We start from the raw sequence: 17,818 nt of genomic DNA on the forward strand, positions 1-17,818 counted from the left end.
GGGGAAGAAAGGGAGGTTACCCCAGTCCCCAGTCCCCAGTCACCAATCACCAGTCACCAATCACCAGTCACCAGTCACCAGTCACCAGTCACCAGTCACCAGTCACTTATCACTACGAGCGTAGTCATCTTGGTAGCGAATAATATCATCTTCTCCTAAATATTCGCCGTTTTGAACTTCTATCAAAACCAAGGGAATAACACCCGGATTTTCTAAACGATGAACTGTACATTGTGGTACGTAGGTTGATTGATTGTTACTGAGTAAAATTTCACTCTCACCACACACGACTTTAGCAGTACCGGAAACAACTATCCAGTGTTCACTGCGGTGATGGTGCATTTGCAAACTGAGGCGATGTCCTGGTTTAACTTCAATACGTTTAATTTTATAACCTTTACCTTCTTCTAAAACTGTAAACGAACCCCAAGGACGCATTTCACTGGCTGCTATTCCTTTTGTGCTAATGCTTGCACTTAAAGATAGTGTATTATTTGTGACTTTTTCAGTAAGTTGAGCCATAATGACCTCGTTGTACAATGTACAAAATTTTAAGATTCTTAATATTTATAGGACTTACGCAAGATTGGAATAAAAACCTGATTCTTGCGTAGGGGTAATTCATGAATTACCCCTACTTTGGTTCTGTTTTGCATAAGTCCTGATTTAGTGAAAAAATTTAATGAACTTTTTAAGAAATAAAATTAATCCATTAATTTCACTGTTATTACCATAGCAAAGATAACTCCGATCAAGTACCCCTTAATTATTCAAAATCAGCTTTCTACATTAATTCTTCATGAATGAAATATTAACTTATTCTCAACTTTAAATAGGGTTTGCTGAAAAAGTCTTGTCGTGATGACAGGTGACAGTTTCAAGAGTTGGATGGGAACGATTTTTCCTTTGAGTAAGAATTAAATGCAAGGTTTTTAAGTTTCTACCTCGTAAAAGCTCGCACTTTTTTAAGTTCCAGCAGGCTAAGACCCTTTACCTGTAATCTTTTCATCTTTATTCAGTAAGCCCTAAATATGAACAAGTTTATTATCCTGCGACAATATGTAAATGCAAAACTTAATAATATCTATTCAGAAATATTATTGAAAATTTTGCATTTTTTACGTGGGATTGACCGTTTATCTATGGTTAATAAAGATACCTATACCGTTATGAACACGGGCGGCTGTATTTGGTGAACGGTCGAGTAATTGCCCTCCCAAGTATAAACTTGTGGAACTACCACCGTCGAGGTTGAGGGCGTTAACACATCCCATGACCTGCATTAATTGGGCGTGTTCTGCTAAGGTGGGTCCTAGTCCTCCGGCGCGGTTGTGGACTGCTGCTATGATTAAATTACCTGTACTGGTGGTACAAATGGCACTGCGGGCGGCTCTTTCGATGATAAAGGCATTGCTAAATTTCTCACTTTGAGCATCGAGGACTATTTGGCGGTTTTGGATTAAAAGCGGACCTGCGCCGATAATATGGGGGTAACGGTTAAAGTTAGCAGAGTTAGTGGAACTGGTAATGTTAACTTTTGTGCCAATAGATAATTTTGCGGCGTTGCTGGTAGCAGTACCCCGTAAAGTGAGGAGGTAGCCGTCTCTGGGGATGGTAACAGATGTGACACCTGCTTTACCTCCTGGTGTTTGGTTGGTGATTTGGTTATTTTGAACTGTGAGGATAATTTCGTTATCTAGTAGGGGTGTGTAAGTTTGTCCCCAGGTGGGTGTATAACGAGCGATGCCGTTTTGTACGTAGGCACTGTTCAGGAAGAGTATGGGTAGGGTTTGGTTATTACTGGTGTTTAAAGTTTCGTTTAAAGTGAGACGACCAAAATAAAATTCTCCGTTGTTATTCCAGGCGATCGCACCCCTATTAAGTATGGGTCCTGATAACCATTGATTGTCTCTTTTAACTGCCCCTAGTGGTAATTTATTATTGCGGTTAAAATAACCACCATTAATTCCTGCTACTGCTAAATCCCGTTGTGCTGTTTGGATTAAGGGTGCTATACCTGTTTGACTGTCCAGACTAGAAGATATTGGTTTTAAAGTTAACCCAGCTTGACGGGGGTTAATTTCTAGCCAAACGACGGGAAACCTATCCTGACCTACATTTATAAATCTTTGTTGCCAGCGTAATCCCTGATTCCAGGTTATATCTCTTGCTACTAAAGCATCTGGGATAATGTCAACGACTAAACGATTAGGGTTAGGCAGTGTAGTAATTTGGGGAGATGACCCAAAGGGAACACTGAGAGTAATCCTAGTTTGATTATTTACCATTTCCACTTTTTGAATCAGTGCGTCTGGGTCTGGTGTGGTTGGTAGTTGTTTTGTTTGGTCTGGTGGTGTAGTTGGGGCTTGGGGTGGATAACGTTGAATTAAGCCATTATCAGCCGTACTATCTAGGGTGATGATCCATTCTCGGTTGGGTGGTGCTGGAGGTGTAGAACTGAGATTTTTGGGATCTGCTGATTTTCTAATAATTTGACCTGGTGCAGCTTTCCAAGGTGTGGGACGATCTAAATCAAAGACTAGGCGATCGCCTGTAGGTCTTTTCCCCTGACGAATATTATTGATTTTCGCAGGAGGGGTAGAAATTACTAACTGATTTCCGTTAACTTGGATTTGCCAGCCGTTGGTTTGGGCAAAATTAGAAATATCTAAATAACGATATCCAGGAGAAAATTTAGCTTTGAGGGTGGAAGATGATGCAGAAAACCAGTCTATTGGTTGCAGTTCAGGATTAGTGGTATTTAATAAATCTATGCCTATTAATTGCCTGAGTGCAGCATCACTAACATAAGTGCTTACAGTTCCCGACGTTCCTGGTTGTTGTATCCAAGCACCTGGTAAAGTTTTACCATTGAGAAAAATTTGATTACCTGATAATAGTGTTGGTAGTTGAGAAATCATCAGGGGGAGAGATTGAGAACGGATGGGAGATAGTTGAGCGTTAGTAGTATCAGCAATAAGTAAACTAAGTGCTGTTACTAGCATTGAAGACACAGAGTAGAGGAAAAATCGCAGTTTGTTCATTTCGATCATGAGCATTTTTACTATTCGTCAGTTTTGGGGAATGGGGAATAGGGAACAGGGAACGATCCAAATATCAGCAAAAGTTTTGCTATTTTCCTTGATATATTTATACAAACCAGTTTAAATTAGTCCATTGTCCCAAATAAGCACTTTTACGAGTATTACAGATTAATCTACCTTTAATTTTATATTTATTCACTCATGGCTAAAGTAAAAACCACTAAAACCGATAACGAAACCTTAGAACAAAAGCTGTGGAAGTCGGCGGACAAGCTACGCAAAAACATGGACGCAGCCGAATATAAGCACGTTGTTTTAGGGTTAATCTTCTTAAAATATATTTCCGATTCCTTTGAGGAATTACACCAAAAATTAATAGAGGGTGAAGGAATTTATGCAGGTGCAGACCCAGAAGATAAAGATGAATATATAGCCGAAAATGTGTTTTTTGTCCCAGAAAATGCTAGATGGTCTTATTTACAAGCCAAAGCTAAACAGCCAGAAATTGGTAAGTTTGTAGATGAGGCAATGATTATTATTGAGACAGAAAACACCCAATTAAAAGGAATTTTACCGAAAGTTTACGCTCAACAGAAATTAGATAAAGCCTCATTAGGAAGTTTAATAGATTTAATTGGTAGTTGTAAATTAGTTAAAGATGAAAAAAGCAATGTTGAACAACTAGATTTAGACTTAGAACAGAATGCAGTAAAACTAAAAGGTGATGTTTTAGGACAAGTTTATGAATATTTCTTAGGAGAATTTGCCTTATTAGAAGGACGCAAAGGAGGACAATTTTACACCCCAGAAAGTATTGTTAAATTATTAGTAATAATGATAGAACCCTATTCTGGGAGAGTATTTGACCCTTGCTGTGGTTCGGGGGGAATGTTTGTTTGGAGTGAGAAGTTTATCGAAGCACACCAGGGAAAGGTTGACAACATTTCTATTTATGGACAAGAAAGCAACGAAACCACCTGGCGTTTATGTAAGATGAATTTGGCAATTCGGGGGATAGATACTTCTCAAATTAGATGGAATAATGAGGGGTCATTTTTAAATAATGGACACCCAGATTTAAAAGCCGATTTTATCTTAGCTAACCCTCCCTTTAATGATAGTGACTGGGGAGGGGAATTATTACAAAATGATGGACGCTGGGTATATGGTAAACCCCCCGTAGGTAATGCTAACTTTGCTTGGGTACAGCATTTTATTTATCATTTAGCACCTACAGGAAGTGCTGGTTTTGTCTTGTCTAACGGTTCGTTATCTTCCAATACTGGAGGAGAGGGAGATATTAGACAGAAATTAGTAGAAGCTGACTTAGTAGATTGTATTGTCATGTTACCAACTCAGTTATTTTATAATACTGGGATTCCGGCTTGTTTGTGGTTTATTAGTCGTTATAAAAATGTTAAACAGAATGGGAATAAAAACCGCAGTCGTAAGGGTGAGGTGTTATTTATTGATGCTTCCGAAATGGGAGAAATGATAAATCGCCGGAATCGGATTTTAACTGATAATGATATTAATAAAATTGCTGATACTTACCATCAATGGAAACTAGAGAAGGGGAATTATCAAGATATCAAAGGTTTTTGTAAGTCAGCAACTATTGAGGATATTAAAAAACATAATTTTGTCTTAACACCGGGGCGGTATGTGGGTATACCTGATGTGGAAGATGATGGAGAATCATTTCAGGAATTGATGGAGAAGTTAACCCTGGAGTTGGGGGAACAAATGCGAGAGGGGGAAGATTTAGATAAGGAGATTAAGGAACAGTTAGCCAAGGTGGGGTTTAGAATTGATTAAAAAATATAAGATAGACCTAACCCCCCTTTTACCCCTTTCCTACAAGGGAATGGGGGTTTCAAAGCCTCTCTCCTCGTAGGATAGAGGTTTGGAGAGAGGTATTTCAGTAAATTTTGAAACTTCTGAAACAACCTCTAATTCAATTAATTAATAAAATAATCAGGGATGTTATGAATGCGTAGAGACTCTATTTTTTATAAACTTTTTCAACAATATCCATCTGTATTATTTCAACTATTAGACAAACCACCAAAAAATGCAGATGCTTATAGATTTGATTCCGTCGCAGTTAAAGAACCTAAATTTGAAATTGACGGGGTGTTTTTACCTCCAGAAAATCAAAGTCCTGGTACTGTTTATTTCTGTGAGGTGCAGTTTCAAAGAGATGAACAACTTTATGAGAGAGTATTTGCAGAATCTCATTTATATTTCTACCGTAACCGTTCTAGATTTAGTGACTGGCAAGCAGTTATCATATATCCATCTCGCAATATAGAACAAAGTGATATTTACCCCCATCGTGGATTGCTAAATAGCGAACAAATTCATAGAATATATTTAGATGAATTGGGAGATATTCAACAATTACCTGTATGGGTAGGGTTAATGGTACTGACGACTTTAAAAGAAAGTCAAGCACCAGCAGCAGCTAGGTATTTATTAACAAGAAGTAATCAAGAAAATTCATCAAATGAGATGATTTTAGAAATGATTACTACAACAATGATGTATAGGTTTGAAAATCTGACTTTACGGGAGGTTCAAGTCATGTTGGGAATATCATTAGAAAGAAGTCGCGCTTACCAAGAAATTAAGCAAGAAGGACGAGAAGAAGGAAGACAAGAAGGAAGACAGGAAACTGCTTTAAATTTAGTCATTCGACTGTTAACTAAACGGTTTGGAGAATTACCGGAGGAAGTAATAAATAATATTGCTAAGTTATCTTTGACTAATTTAGAAAATCTGGGTGAAGCGTTGTTAGATTTTACCAGTTTACAAGATGTACAGATTTGGTTAAGTCAATTGCAAGATTAATTGATTTATTGTAGGGGTTTAGCAGTGCTAAACCCTTAATTTAATTATTCATATCAGAGGTTCAAGTTATGCAAAGTAGTAGAGGTAAAATTATGACTCTGGAACAAGCAGTTTTAGAAAACTTTCGAGAATTACCCACAGATAAACAACAGGAGGTTTTAGATTTTATTCAATTTCTCAAGTATAAATTATCAGCTAAAATACCAGTTGCTATATCTGGGAATCAAGAAGTTTTCACAGAGACTCAAGAGGTTAATGATTTTTGGTCAGCTTTACAAGACTTTAGACAAAGGGTGGATTTAGAAAGTATTGATGATGATACTTTTGGAAGTTTGAACGCTGATGGACGCAGATAAACGCAGATAATTTTTTATTTTATTAGACTATAAATAATATAAAATTGGTTTTGTTGATTTAGTTAAGGTAGGGTGATTTATGAGTGAGTGGCAAAAAATAGAATTAGAAAAGTTTATAACATTTCAGCGTGGTTTTGATATTGTAAAACGAGATATGGAAGAAGATGGATTATATGATGTTATCTTTTCATCAGGTTTTGGAGGAAAGCATGACCAGTTTAAAGTTAAAGCACCAGGTGTAATAATAGTCCGAAAAGGAACATTAGGTTCTGTTTTTTATTGTGATACTGATTTTTGTCCAACAGATACAACTTTATGGGTGAAAGATTTTCATAAAAACCATCCAAAGTTTGCGTATTATTTTCTAAAGACCCTTAAATTTGAACAATATGATTGTGGTTCAGCAAATCCAACTCTTAACAGAAATCATATTCATACACTTGAAGTAAGTATTCCTAAATCTCCCGAAGAACAAAAAAGAATAGCGGCTGTTTTATCTTGTTTAGATGCCAAAATAGACAACCTCAGACGACAAAACGAAACCATAGAAAAGATAGCACAAACCCTATTTAAGCATTGGTTTATTGATTTTGAATTTCCCAATGAAGAGGGTAAACCTTACAAGTCCTCTGGGGGTGCAATGTCTCCTTCTGAATTAGGCGATATTCCCGCAGGTTGGAAGGTTTTAATTTTTCAAGAATGTTTAAAACATTTAATAGACAATAGGGGTAAAACTCCCCAATTTTTTGAAAGTGGAATTCCGGCATTAAGCGCAAAGTTTGTGAAAGGAGGTTTTTTAATTAATCAAGATAGTTTTAATTATGTTGCCTTGGAATTATTTGATTCCTCAGAAAAATTAGAAGTTGGCGATATTATTATGACATCTGAAGCCCCTTTAGGAGAATTATTTTATATTGCTAAAAATACTAATTATTATCCAGCCCAAAGAGTATTTGCTTTAAGAGCAAATCCAGAAATTATTTCACCTTCTTATTTTAACTATTGGTTAGCCAGTCCTTTAGGTCAATCATTAATAAAACGTAGGGGTACTGGTTCAACTGTTCAAGGAATTAAACAATCAGAATTATATAAATGTGAAGTATTAATTCCTAAACAAGAGATAATGGAAAGAGCATCAGGAGTTTTTAGCCAAGTTTTATTAAAAAAAGAAGTAAATGGAGAACAAATCCAAATTTTAGCAAAAACCCGTGATACACTTCTACCAAAATTAATGAGTGGACAAATCAGGATTAAAGAATAATGGAAAAATTAAAAGAGTTAATACAGCAATACCACAGGTGGCAAGGTTTAAAAGATTATGTCGAAAAAATCGAGTATTTTAAAACCTTTGATTTTCCCTCAGCTATAGGAAATGCAAAAGCACTGATAGAAAGTATATGTAAAACGATTCTTGATGAACAGAAAACTTATGAATATAAAACAAATGATAGTGTAAATAAGTTAGTAACAGAAACTATTAAAACATTAAATATTAATCTCACTAATGGAGTGGCAACATTTGGCAGTGGACTGATAACAGCGTCACAAAATCTTGGGGAATTAAGAAATAGAATAGATACATCATCTCATGGGCAAAGCCTTTTAACGAGTAAGGATAATCAAATTGAAGAATTAACTGCTTATTTTTTAATTAGTTCTGTAGAATTAATTGCTTGTTTTTTAATCAAATATTATGAGATTGAACACCCACGGAAACAACAAGAAAAAGAAATATTGTTTACAGATTTTGAAGACTTTAATCTTTATCTTGATACAGAATACGGAAATGCCAATATTGCAGGACTTTTTTACGCAACCAGTGAAACTCTATTTTTAATAGATAAAATAGCTTATCAAACTAAATATCAAGAATATCTAGGTAGTCAAAATGAAACTAACTGAAGAAAAAATCGAAAACTTTGTTATTAGCTTCCTAACTAACTTAGGATATGAACATATAAACGCTGCTACTATTGCCCCTGACAGCGACAAACCAGAACGCCAGTTAGAACGCCAAAAATATGATGATGTTATCCTCAAAAACCGCCTCACCCATGCCATTAACACCATTAACCCCCACATCCCCCTAGAAGCCAGAGAACAAGCACAACGCATCATTACCACCATTAGCAGTCCCGACTTAATTAATAATAACGAAACCTTCCATAAATACCTGACAGAAGGAATAGATATAGAATATCAATTAGACGGAATTACCAGAGGTGATAAAGTCTGGTTAATTGATTTTCAAAACCCAGAAAATAACGAATTTTTAGCAGTTAATCAATTTACCATCATTGAAAATAACCATAACCGCCGTCCAGATATCATCTTATTTATTAACGGCTTACCCTTAGTAGTCATAGAACTAAAAAACCCCACAGACGAAAAAGCCACCATAGAAAAAGCATTTAATCAACTAGGAACATATAAAGCCGAAATCCCCAGCTTATTTACCTATAACGCCTTCTTAATAATTGCCGACGGTTTAGAAGCCCGTGTAGGTTCATTATCTGCTGACTTCTCCCGGTTCTTGAAATGGAAACTTTCTGAAAAAAACGAACCCCCAGCCGGAAAAGAAATTGAAATAGAAACCGTAATTAAAGGACTATGTAATAAAACCACATTATTAGATTTTATTCGTCACTTTACCGTATTTGAAAAAACCAAACAAGAACACCCCCAAACCAAAATTACCACCATCAAAACCATTAAAAAAATAGCAGCATATCATCAATATTACGCCGTAAACAAAGCCGTTGATAGAGTCATTCAAGCTGTAAACCAACCCGTAGAAATAACTCAGGAATTACCCACACAAAAAAAAGATATTCAAGCTGTAAACCAACCCGTAGAAATAAATCAGGAATTAACCCCAGAAAATAATTATCATCAAACTAGAAAAGGTGGCGTACTGTGGCATACCCAAGGCAGTGGTAAATCCTTATCAATGGTATTCTTAACCGGAAAACTGGTATTAACCCTAGATAACCCTACCATCGTCGTATTAACCGACCGTAACGACCTAGACGACCAATTATTTGATACCTTTGCAGCATCCCGTCAACTCCTGAGACAAGAACCCCAACAAGCAGAAAACCGCCCACAGGTACAAGAACTTTTAAACGTCGCCTCCGGTGGTATCGTCTTTACCACAGTCCAGAAATTCTCACCCCAAGAGGGAGAAACTATTTATCCCCTCATTTCCCCCCGTGCTAACATCGTTGTTTTAGCAGATGAGGCACACCGTAGCCAGTACGGTTTCAAAGCCAGAGAAATTGATATCAAAGATGAAAACGGCGTAATTATTGGTAAACAAACCCGCTATGGTTTCGCTAAATATATTCGTGATGCCTTACCTAATGCTACCTTTGTCGGTTTTACGGGAACACCAGTAGAAAAAACAGATCAAAATACCCCCGCCGTCTTTGGAGACTACATAGACATTTATGATATTGCCCAAGCCGTCACAGACGGGGCAACAGTTCCTATTTACTACGAAAGCCGACTGGTAAAAATAGACCTAGACGAAACCGGAAAACAATTATTAGCAGAACTAGATGAAGACTTAGAAGGACTAGGAGAAGGTGAAAACGTCCAACAAGCCAAAGCCCAACGCACCAAATTAGAAGCCGTCATCGGTGCAACCCAAAGACTAGAAACCATTGCCCAAGATATCATCCAACACTTTGAAACCAGGCAACAGGTATTTTTTGGTAAAGGTATGATAGTTACCTTTAGCCGTGCTATTGCTGTGCAACTTTACCAAGAAATAATTAACCTACGTCCTGAGTGGCACAGTAACCAACTGGACCAGGGAACAATAAAAGTAGTCATGACTGCTAGTGCTAGTGATGGTGCAGAAATGGCTAAACACCACACCAGCAAACGAGAACGGAGTATTTTAGCTGGCAGACTCAAAGACCCCCAGGACTCACTACAGCTAGTAATAGTTTGTGATATGTGGTTAACCGGGTTTGATGCCCCCTGTTTGCATACTCTGTACATTGACAAACCCATGAAAGGCCATAACCTCATGCAAGCCATAGCCAGGGTAAACCGTGTTTATTTAGATAAACCAGGGGGGTTAATAGTTGACTATTTAGGAATAGGAAATGACTTGAGAGAAGCCCTAGCTTTTTATGCAGAAAGCGGTGGCAAGGGAGAACCTACATTAGACCAAGAAGCGGCTATTAATTTAATGTTGACTAAATTAGAAATAGTAGAACAATTAATGGCTGGTTGTGCTTATAGTGAATATTTTAGTAGTGACACTGGACGGAAACTGCAAATTATTTTAGAAGCTGAGGAACATATATTAAGTTTAGAAAATGGTAAGGACAGATTTAATCAAGAAGTTACTGCACTGTCTCAAGCCTTTGCTTTAGCTGTTCCCTCAGCAGCAGCGATGAATGTAGCTGCACAGGTATCATTTTTTCAAGCTGTAAAAGCCAGATTACAAAAATTTGATAGTAACAGTAATGGACTTTCTTATCATGATATTTCCACAGCTATTAAACAAGTAGTAGACCAGGCATTAGTATCAGCAGGAGTAATAGATATTTTTGATGCGGCGGGAATTAAAAAACCAGATATTTCTATTCTTTCTGATAGCTTCATGGCAGAAATTAGAGGTTTAGAACATAAAAACCTGGCTGTGGAACTCTTGAAAAAACTCCTCAATGATGAAATTAGCACCCGTCAAAAAACTAATTTAGTGCAAAGTCGGAGTTTAAAAGAATTATTAGAAAATACCCTGAGAAAATATCAAAACCGGGTTATCAGTGCAGCAGAAGTAATTGAAGAACTGATTAATATAGCTAAGGAAGTTACCAAAGCCGACCAACGGGGGGAAGAATTAGGTTTATCTAATTATGAACTGGCTTTTTATGATGCTTTAGCTGAAAATGACAGTGCTAGGGATGTCATGGGAGTAGATAAACTGCGAGAATTAGCTATTGTTTTAGTGCAAAGAATCCAAAAAAACGCCAGCATTGACTGGAATATTAAAGAAAATGTCAGAGCGAGAATGAAAGTCATTGTAAAAAGGTTATTAAGGGAGTATGGTTATCCTCCTGATATGCAAGCTTTGGCTACAGAATTGGTGTTAGAACAAGCTAAATTATTTAAGGTTTGCTGAAAAAGTTATCTGTATTCTACCACTCCAGGCGATCGCTAATCTTGGTTAAGTCGCTTTATTTGTCTACTGGACAACCTGACAAAATTTTTGTCCACCGAGTGACTGGACAAACTAAAATTGTCCACTAGGAGAGTTGACAAACCCAGATGGACAGTCAAGACACAGAACTGATTAAAATTCACCAGTCACCAGTCACCAGTCACCAGTCACCAGTCCCCAGTCACCAGTCACCAGTCCCCAATTATCAGGGAATCTTAAAAAATTGTAATTTTTTTAGTCAATAAAGGTGATAATATGTATGTTCCCTATTTATCTATTGAAAAACCATTCACCAATCATCCCGCTAAAACTACCAACACTCACAGTTCTCAATAACACATCTCAATCACACTTTTAGAGAAACGGTTTATAATAGGGGTTCTAACTGATTTAGACCTTACGCAAGTGTCACACCAAAAATATGTCTTATGGTGCTTTAAACTGCATAAATCCAGTAAATCAATAAATTGTTGATATCTGATGCACCCTACCAATGTGACATTGATTATTGATAGATAGGGTTTGCTGAATAAACCTAAAACCTTGATATATCAAAGGTTAGAGGCTGATAAACACAGAAATTAGTGCAAGGGTTTTGAAGGGTATACCGGAAAAAGTGTGCATTTTTTGGGATTTCAAGAGATGGCAAAGAAATTTTCAAATCTCCTCCTGACTCCTGACTCCTGACTCCTGACTCCTATGCCCTCACGGAAAGACTTTCTCAGCAACCCCTAGATAGTTTCCTAGTTCTCAAACAGAGAAATAGTGTTGTAAAAAAAGAAACTCTCTCTTTAAGTGAAAGGGTGTTTAAGTGTGATAACTGTGGATTTGAATTTGACAGGAATTTAAACGCAGTTATTATTCTCTTAAAAACTATCAGTTAGGCAGTGTTTGCCTGTGAATGGGGTAGTGCCGACATTACCAAGATGAAGCAAGAAGTAAACTAACCTCAAAGTATATTTGAGTAGGTTTTATATAGCGGTTTACATAACGGCATATAGTGTTATATTTTGTAATACGCTGTGCTTGTTGCTGCAATAGGAAAATTGCTGGACAAAAGATAGCGGTATGTTCTTTTGCAATTAAATCTCAGGTAAATCCCAAATGGTGATCCTGAACAAATGGCCTATATCTGGCTAAAAGGGGATTAAAAAACACCAAGCTTCACTATCTAAATAAACGTAATAAACGTAATGTCAGGGAAAGCAAATTATCTAGATCAAGGTACTTCTTCTAAAAGTGCGGTGCATAAACACTTAAAAAAATAACGCGGCTATTTTAACAGGGGTGAGCAGAAATGTAAACCTCAAGTTAAAATTTTTTTTCCCTAATTTTCCCTTAATTTTTAGTGATTATGTATTTCCCGACCGCTAAATCTTAGATTTTTTTCTTTGCGGTAGCAACATTTGTCACATTCATAACTCAACAATTTCACGATTCTTTCAGGAATAAAATATGAATCATCAATCATTGAATCAGGGTCAAAACATCACAATGACAAATATGGAAAATAGGTCAACTTATCAAGGTCAAAGATGGTTAGTTGAAGAACGGGATGCTTGTGGTGTGGGCTTTATTGCCCATCGCTGCAATATTGCCAACCATGAAATTTTGGCTAAAGCTTTAGATGCGCTGACTTGTTTAGAACATCGGGGTGGATGTAGTGCGGATCAAGACTCTGGAGATGGGGCGGGTATTTTGACGGCGATTCCTTGGGAATTGTTGCAACAAGAAGGATTTAAAGTTGCTAATACTGGTAACATGGCTGTAGGAATGATCTTCTTACCCCAAGATGGGGAATCAGCCAAAAAAGCTAAAGAAATCTTTGAGCAAGTAGCAAAAGAAGAAAATTTAACTGTACTGGGTTGGCGTAAAGTTCCTGTACGTCCAGAAGTTTTGGGGATACAAGCAAGAGAAAACCAACCCCACATAGAACAAGTTTTTCTTTCTTCGGCTGATAAAAGCGGTGATGAACTAGAACGGGAAATGTATCTTACCCGTCGTCGTGTGGTGAAAGCAGCGAAAAATATTTCTGAAGAATTTTATGTCTGCTCCCTTTCCAGCCGTACCATTGTTTATAAAGGTATGGTGCGATCGGCAGTATTGGGAGATTTTTACCAAGATTTAAAAAATCCAGCTTTTAAATGTGCCTTTGCTGTTTATCATCGTCGTTTTAGTACCAACACCATGCCCAAGTGGCCTCTAGCTCAACCCATGCGGTTACTAGGTCACAATGGGGAAATTAACACTCTGTTGGGTAACATTAACTGGATGATGGCGCGGGAAGCTACTTTAGATCATCGGATTTGGAAAGGACGCGCTGAAGAATTTAAACCTTTGGTAAATACTGAAAGTAGTGATTCTGCGACTCTTGATAACGTGCTAGAGTTATTGGTACGTTCAGGACGTAGCCCTTTGGAAGCTTTAATGATGATGGTTCCAGAGGCTTACAAAAATCAACCTTCTTTAAAAGATCATCCTGAAATTGTTGATTTCTATGAATATTACAGTGGTTTACAGGAAGCTTGGGATGGTCCGGCGCTGTTGGTATTTAGTGATGGTAAAAGAGTTGGTGCGACTTTAGATAGAAATGGTTTAAGACCTGCTCGTTACGTGATTACTAATGATGACTATATCGTAGTTGCTTCGGAAGCGGGTGTAGTTGATTTCCCAGAAACCAGTATTATCGAAAAAGGTAGATTAGGACCTGGACAAATGATTGCTGTAGATTTAAACAGCAATGAAATTTTGAAGAACTGGGAAATTAAACAACGTATTGCTAAGTTACATCCTTACGGCGATTGGTTGCAAAAATACCGTCAAGAGTTGTCAGATTTGGTAAAACCATCAGCTAATGGCAATGGTAACGGTAATGGTCATTATGTAACTGAAAGTTCTGAAATACCCGATAAACAAACTTTACTGCAACAACAGATCGCTTTTGGTTACACTAGCGAAGATGCAGAAATGATTATTCAGCCGATGGCGAATACTGGTGCTGAACCGACTTTCTCTATGGGTGATGATATTCCTTTGGCGGTTTTATCAGAAAAACCCCATCTGCTGTACAACTACTTTAAACAGCGTTTTGCCCAAGTAACAAACCCACCTATTGATCCGTTAAGAGAAAAATTGGTAATGTCCTTGACGGTGGAACTGGGAGAAAGAGGTAATTTATTAGATCCGCAACCAGAACACGCGAGAAGATTAAAGTTAGATTCGCCTGTTTTGACTGATGCTGAGTTAGAAGCGATTAAATTATCTGGTTTTGGCACTGCTGATTTATCAACTCTGTTTTCTATTGATGCAGGTCCTGATGGTTTGAAGGCGGCGGTAGAATCTTTGCAAAAACAAGCTGCGGAGTCGGTGCGAGCTGGTGCGAAGATTTTGATCTTGAGTGATAAGATTGCCCCAAGTGGTGAAAAGGGTATCAGTGCTGATTTGACTTATATTCCGCCTTTGTTGGCTGTAGGTGCAGTTCACCATTATTTGATCCGCGAAGGTGTGCGGATGAAGACTTCTTTGGTGGTGCATACCGCCCAATGTTGGAGTACACACCATTTTGCTTGTTTGTTGGGCTATGGTGCGGGTGCGGTTTGTCCTTATATGGCTTTGGATACGGTGCGTGACTGGTGGGCTGATCCTAAGACTCAACAGTTTAGGGAACGGGGTAAGCTGAATAATATTACTCTGGATCAGGCGATCGCTAATTATCGTCAAGCTGTAGAATCAGGTTTGTTGAAAATTCTCTCAAAAATGGGAATTTCCCTGCTTTCTAGCTATCAAGCGGCGCAAATCTTTGAGGCGATCGGTATTGGTGGCGATTTGTTAAATTTAGCTTTCCGGGGTACTACTTCCCGTATCGGTGGTTTAAGTTGTGCTGAACTGGCTCAAGAAGTGCTTTCTTTCCATAGTAAGGCTTTCCCTGAGTTGTCCGCTAAGAAGTTGGAAAATTTGGGATTTGTTCAGTATCGTCCCGGTGGTGAATATCACAGTAATAGCCCGGAACTGGTGAAGGCGCTGCATAAGGCTGTAGATGGTAAGCAGTATAACCATTATGAAGTTTATAAACAGCATCTCAAAAGCAGACCTGCAACCGCTTTAAGAGATTTATTGGATTTTGCGAGCGATCGCCCATCTATTCCTTTAGAAGAAGTAGAGTCTGTCAGCGAAATCGCTCAACGCTTCTGTACTGGTGGGATGTCTTTGGGTGCTTTATCACGGGAAGCACACGAAACTTTAGCGATCGCCATGAACCGCATCGGTGGGAAATCTAACTCTGGTGAAGGTGGGGAAGATCCAGTTCGTTACAATGTGTTAAATGATGTTGACGAAAACGGACATTCACCCACTCTCCCCCATCTCAACGGTTTGAGAAATGGTGATACTGCTTCCAGTGCCATCAAACAAGTCGCTTCTGGTCGTTTTGGTGTGACACCGGGATATTTAGCCAGTGCTAAACAAATCGAAATCAAAATTGCCCAAGGTGCAAAACCCGGTGAAGGTGGACAGTTACCTGGTCCCAAGGTTAGCCCTTATATTGCCATGTTGCGCCGTTCTAAACCTGGTGTAACTTTGATTTCACCCCCTCCCCATCATGATATTTACTCAATTGAAGATTTAGCGCAGTTAATTTTTGACCTGCATCAAATTAACCCCAAAGCCCAAGTTTCTGTGAAGTTAGTGGCGGAAATCGGTATTGGTACGATTGCTGCTGGTGTAGCAAAAGCTAACGCTGATATTATCCAGATTTCTGGCCATGATGGCGGTACTGGTGCATCTCCTTTGAGTTCCATTAAACACGCTGGTAGTCCGTGGGAATTTGGATTATCAGAAGTGCATCGGGTGTTGATGGATAATGGGTTACGCGATCGCGTAATTTTAAGAGTTGATGGTGGTTTAAAGAGTGGCTGGGATGTCCTGATCGCTGCTTTAATGGGCGCTGAGGAGTTCGGTTTCGGTTCTATCGCCATGATCGCTGAAGGTTGTATTATGGCGCGGGTGTGTCATTTAAACACCTGTCCCAAGGGTGTAGCGACTCAGAAAGAAGAACTGCGTCTGCGCTTTACAGGTATTCCTGATCACGTTGTGAACTTCTTCTACTTCATCGCGGAAGAAGTGCGGAGTCTGTTAGCAAAACTGGGATATCGTTCTTTAAGCGAATTGACTGGTAGGGCGGATCTGTTCACTGTGCGTTCTGATGTCAAGCTAACAAAAACCCAATCTGTGAATTTAGATTGTTTAACTAAGTTACCAGATGCTAAATCTAACCGTAGCTGGTTAGAACATGAAGAAGTTCACAGTAATGGGCCAGTTTTAGATGATCAGATTTTAGCGGATGCAGAAATTCAAGCAACCATCAAAAATCAATCTACTATCACCAAGACTTACAAAGTTGTGAATACTGATAGAACCGTAGGATCAAGGTTAGCGGGTGCTATTGCTTCTCAATACGGTGATAGTGGTTTTGAAGGTCAAATTAACTTGAACTTCCAAGGTAGTGTAGGTCAAAGCTTTGGGGCGTTTGTCTTACCTGGTTTAACCTTAACTTTACATGGGGAAGCTAACGACTATGTAGGTAAGGGGATGCACGGTGGGGAGATTATTATTAAACCCCCAGCAGATGCGACTTACAACTCAGCCGAAAATGTGATTGTGGGTAATACCTGTCTGTATGGTGCGACTGGTGGGGTGTTGTTCGCTAGAGGTTTAGCGGGTGAACGCTTTGCAGTGCGTAATTCTAAAGGTACGGCGGTTATTGAAGGGGCTGGGGATCACTGCTGCGAGTATATGACAGGTGGTGTAGTTGTTGTTCTGGGTAAAGTCGGCCGCAACGTCGGCGCTGGGATGACTGGGGGGTTAGGTTACTTCTTGGATGAAGATGGTTCTTTCCCTGAGTTGGTGAATAAAACCATTGTGAAAATCCAGCGTGTAGCAACGGAAGCTGGTGCAAAACAACTCTATGATTTGATTAAAGCTCATAGCGATCGCACTAGTTCACCAAAAGCGCAGTTAATTTTACAAAACTGGTCAGAGTATTTACTTAAGTTCTGGCAAGTTGTACCACCTTCAGAAGCTGATAGTCCAGAAGCTAATGTGGAAGCTGAAAAGGCTGGTAAACAGTTGAGTTCTGTTTAGTTAGGTGACTGGGCATTGGGCATTTATCTCGTTTATCTCGTTCCCAGTTTCCAACTGGGAATGTGATCAAAGAGGCTCTGCCTCTTTTATGACTCAGTGGGGCTGAAGGCAGAGCCTTCTAAAATTCATTCCCATACAGAGTATGGGAACGAGAAAACGAGAAATATTTACCTCCTGCCTCCTTTCTCCTGCCTCAAGGGGCAACTTCTTATCAATTGATAATTGACAATTGATAATTGACAATTGTT

At 38.6% G+C, this 17,818-nt stretch carries 11 protein-coding genes; 9 read left to right on the forward strand and 2 right to left on the reverse strand.

Translation table 11 applies throughout. The features are described 5' to 3' along the window. Positions 1-102: 102 nt before the first annotated feature. Positions 103-522 carry a cupin domain-containing protein gene (locus H5968_RS15775; RefSeq protein ID WP_096570173.1) on the reverse strand — a complete coding sequence of 140 codons (420 nt, stop codon included), beginning with the start codon at positions 520-522 and terminating at the stop codon, positions 103-105. Between the two features lie 614 nt (positions 523-1,136). Continuing rightward, the gene (locus H5968_RS15780; protein WP_187040710.1) at positions 1,137-3,059 is read right to left on the reverse strand and encodes a phosphodiester glycosidase family protein; all 1,923 of its coding nucleotides are present in this window, start codon (positions 3,057-3,059) and stop codon (positions 1,137-1,139) included. A 186-nt stretch (positions 3,060-3,245) separates the two neighbouring features. Here H5968_RS15780 and H5968_RS15785 point away from each other — a divergent pair, with 186 nt between their 5' ends. The 9 genes from H5968_RS15785 (at position 3,246) to H5968_RS15825 (ending at position 17,570) form a co-directional block, all read left to right on the forward strand. After that, entirely contained in the window at positions 3,246-4,862 is a 1,617-nt protein-coding gene (locus tag H5968_RS15785) for a class I SAM-dependent DNA methyltransferase (protein WP_187040711.1), read from the forward strand. Positions 4,863-5,036: 174 nt separating this feature from the next. After that, positions 5,037-5,897, forward strand: coding sequence for an Rpn family recombination-promoting nuclease/putative transposase (locus H5968_RS15790; RefSeq protein WP_187040712.1), 861 nt, complete (start codon positions 5,037-5,039; stop codon positions 5,895-5,897). Between the two features lie 68 nt (positions 5,898-5,965). Then, positions 5,966-6,253 carry a DUF2281 domain-containing protein gene (locus H5968_RS15795; RefSeq protein WP_255427152.1) on the forward strand — a complete coding sequence of 96 codons (288 nt, stop codon included), beginning with the start codon at positions 5,966-5,968 and terminating at the stop codon, positions 6,251-6,253. A gap of 79 nt (positions 6,254-6,332) precedes the next feature. Further along, positions 6,333-7,514 carry a restriction endonuclease subunit S gene (locus H5968_RS15800; RefSeq protein ID WP_187040713.1) on the forward strand — a complete coding sequence of 394 codons (1,182 nt, stop codon included), beginning with the start codon at positions 6,333-6,335 and terminating at the stop codon, positions 7,512-7,514. Beyond that, entirely contained in the window at positions 7,514-8,155 is a 642-nt protein-coding gene (locus tag H5968_RS15805) for an abortive infection family protein (protein WP_137669146.1), read from the forward strand. Before H5968_RS15800 ends, H5968_RS15805 begins: the two co-directional genes overlap by 1 nt. Next, positions 8,142-11,393, forward strand: a complete 3,252-nt coding sequence (locus H5968_RS15810; RefSeq protein WP_187040714.1) for a type I restriction endonuclease subunit R — start codon at positions 8,142-8,144, stop codon at positions 11,391-11,393. The genes H5968_RS15805 and H5968_RS15810 overlap by 14 nt, the downstream gene beginning before the upstream one ends. 146 nt (positions 11,394-11,539) lie before the next feature. Continuing rightward, positions 11,540-11,677, forward strand: coding sequence for a hypothetical protein (locus H5968_RS15815; protein ID WP_187040715.1), 138 nt, complete (start codon positions 11,540-11,542; stop codon positions 11,675-11,677). Positions 11,678-12,115: 438 nt separating this feature from the next. After that, positions 12,116-12,316 (forward strand): zinc ribbon domain-containing protein, encoded by a 201-nt coding sequence (locus H5968_RS15820; protein WP_187040734.1) that lies wholly within the window; start codon positions 12,116-12,118, stop codon positions 12,314-12,316. 571 nt (positions 12,317-12,887) lie between these two features. Then, positions 12,888-17,570 carry a glutamate synthase-related protein gene (locus H5968_RS15825; RefSeq protein ID WP_187040716.1) on the forward strand — a complete coding sequence of 1,561 codons (4,683 nt, stop codon included), beginning with the start codon at positions 12,888-12,890 and terminating at the stop codon, positions 17,568-17,570. The last annotated feature ends 248 nt before the right edge of the window (positions 17,571-17,818 follow it).

Source organism: Sphaerospermopsis sp. LEGE 00249 (assembly GCF_014299995.1).
GTDB classification, from domain to species: Bacteria; Cyanobacteriota; Cyanobacteriia; order Cyanobacteriales; family Nostocaceae; genus Sphaerospermopsis; species Sphaerospermopsis kisseleviana.

Bases quoted from the DNA above. Each gene is read 5' to 3' on its own strand.
- H5968_RS15775 (WP_096570173.1), bottom strand. From the start codon at position 522: ATGGCTCAACTTACTGAAAAAGTCACAAATAATACACTATCTTTAAGT.
- H5968_RS15780 (WP_187040710.1), bottom strand. From the start codon at position 3,059: ATGCTCATGATCGAAATGAACAAACTGCGATTTTTCCTCTACTCTGTG.
- H5968_RS15785 (WP_187040711.1), top strand. From the start codon at position 3,246: ATGGCTAAAGTAAAAACCACTAAAACCGATAACGAAACCTTAGAACAA.
- H5968_RS15790 (WP_187040712.1), top strand. From the start codon at position 5,037: ATGCGTAGAGACTCTATTTTTTATAAACTTTTTCAACAATATCCATCT.
- H5968_RS15795 (WP_255427152.1), top strand. From the start codon at position 5,966: ATGCAAAGTAGTAGAGGTAAAATTATGACTCTGGAACAAGCAGTTTTA.
- H5968_RS15800 (WP_187040713.1), top strand. From the start codon at position 6,333: ATGAGTGAGTGGCAAAAAATAGAATTAGAAAAGTTTATAACATTTCAG.
- H5968_RS15805 (WP_137669146.1), top strand. From the start codon at position 7,514: ATGGAAAAATTAAAAGAGTTAATACAGCAATACCACAGGTGGCAAGGT.
- H5968_RS15810 (WP_187040714.1), top strand. From the start codon at position 8,142: ATGAAACTAACTGAAGAAAAAATCGAAAACTTTGTTATTAGCTTCCTA.
- H5968_RS15815 (WP_187040715.1), top strand. From the start codon at position 11,540: ATGGACAGTCAAGACACAGAACTGATTAAAATTCACCAGTCACCAGTC.
- H5968_RS15825 (WP_187040716.1), top strand. From the start codon at position 12,888: ATGAATCATCAATCATTGAATCAGGGTCAAAACATCACAATGACAAAT.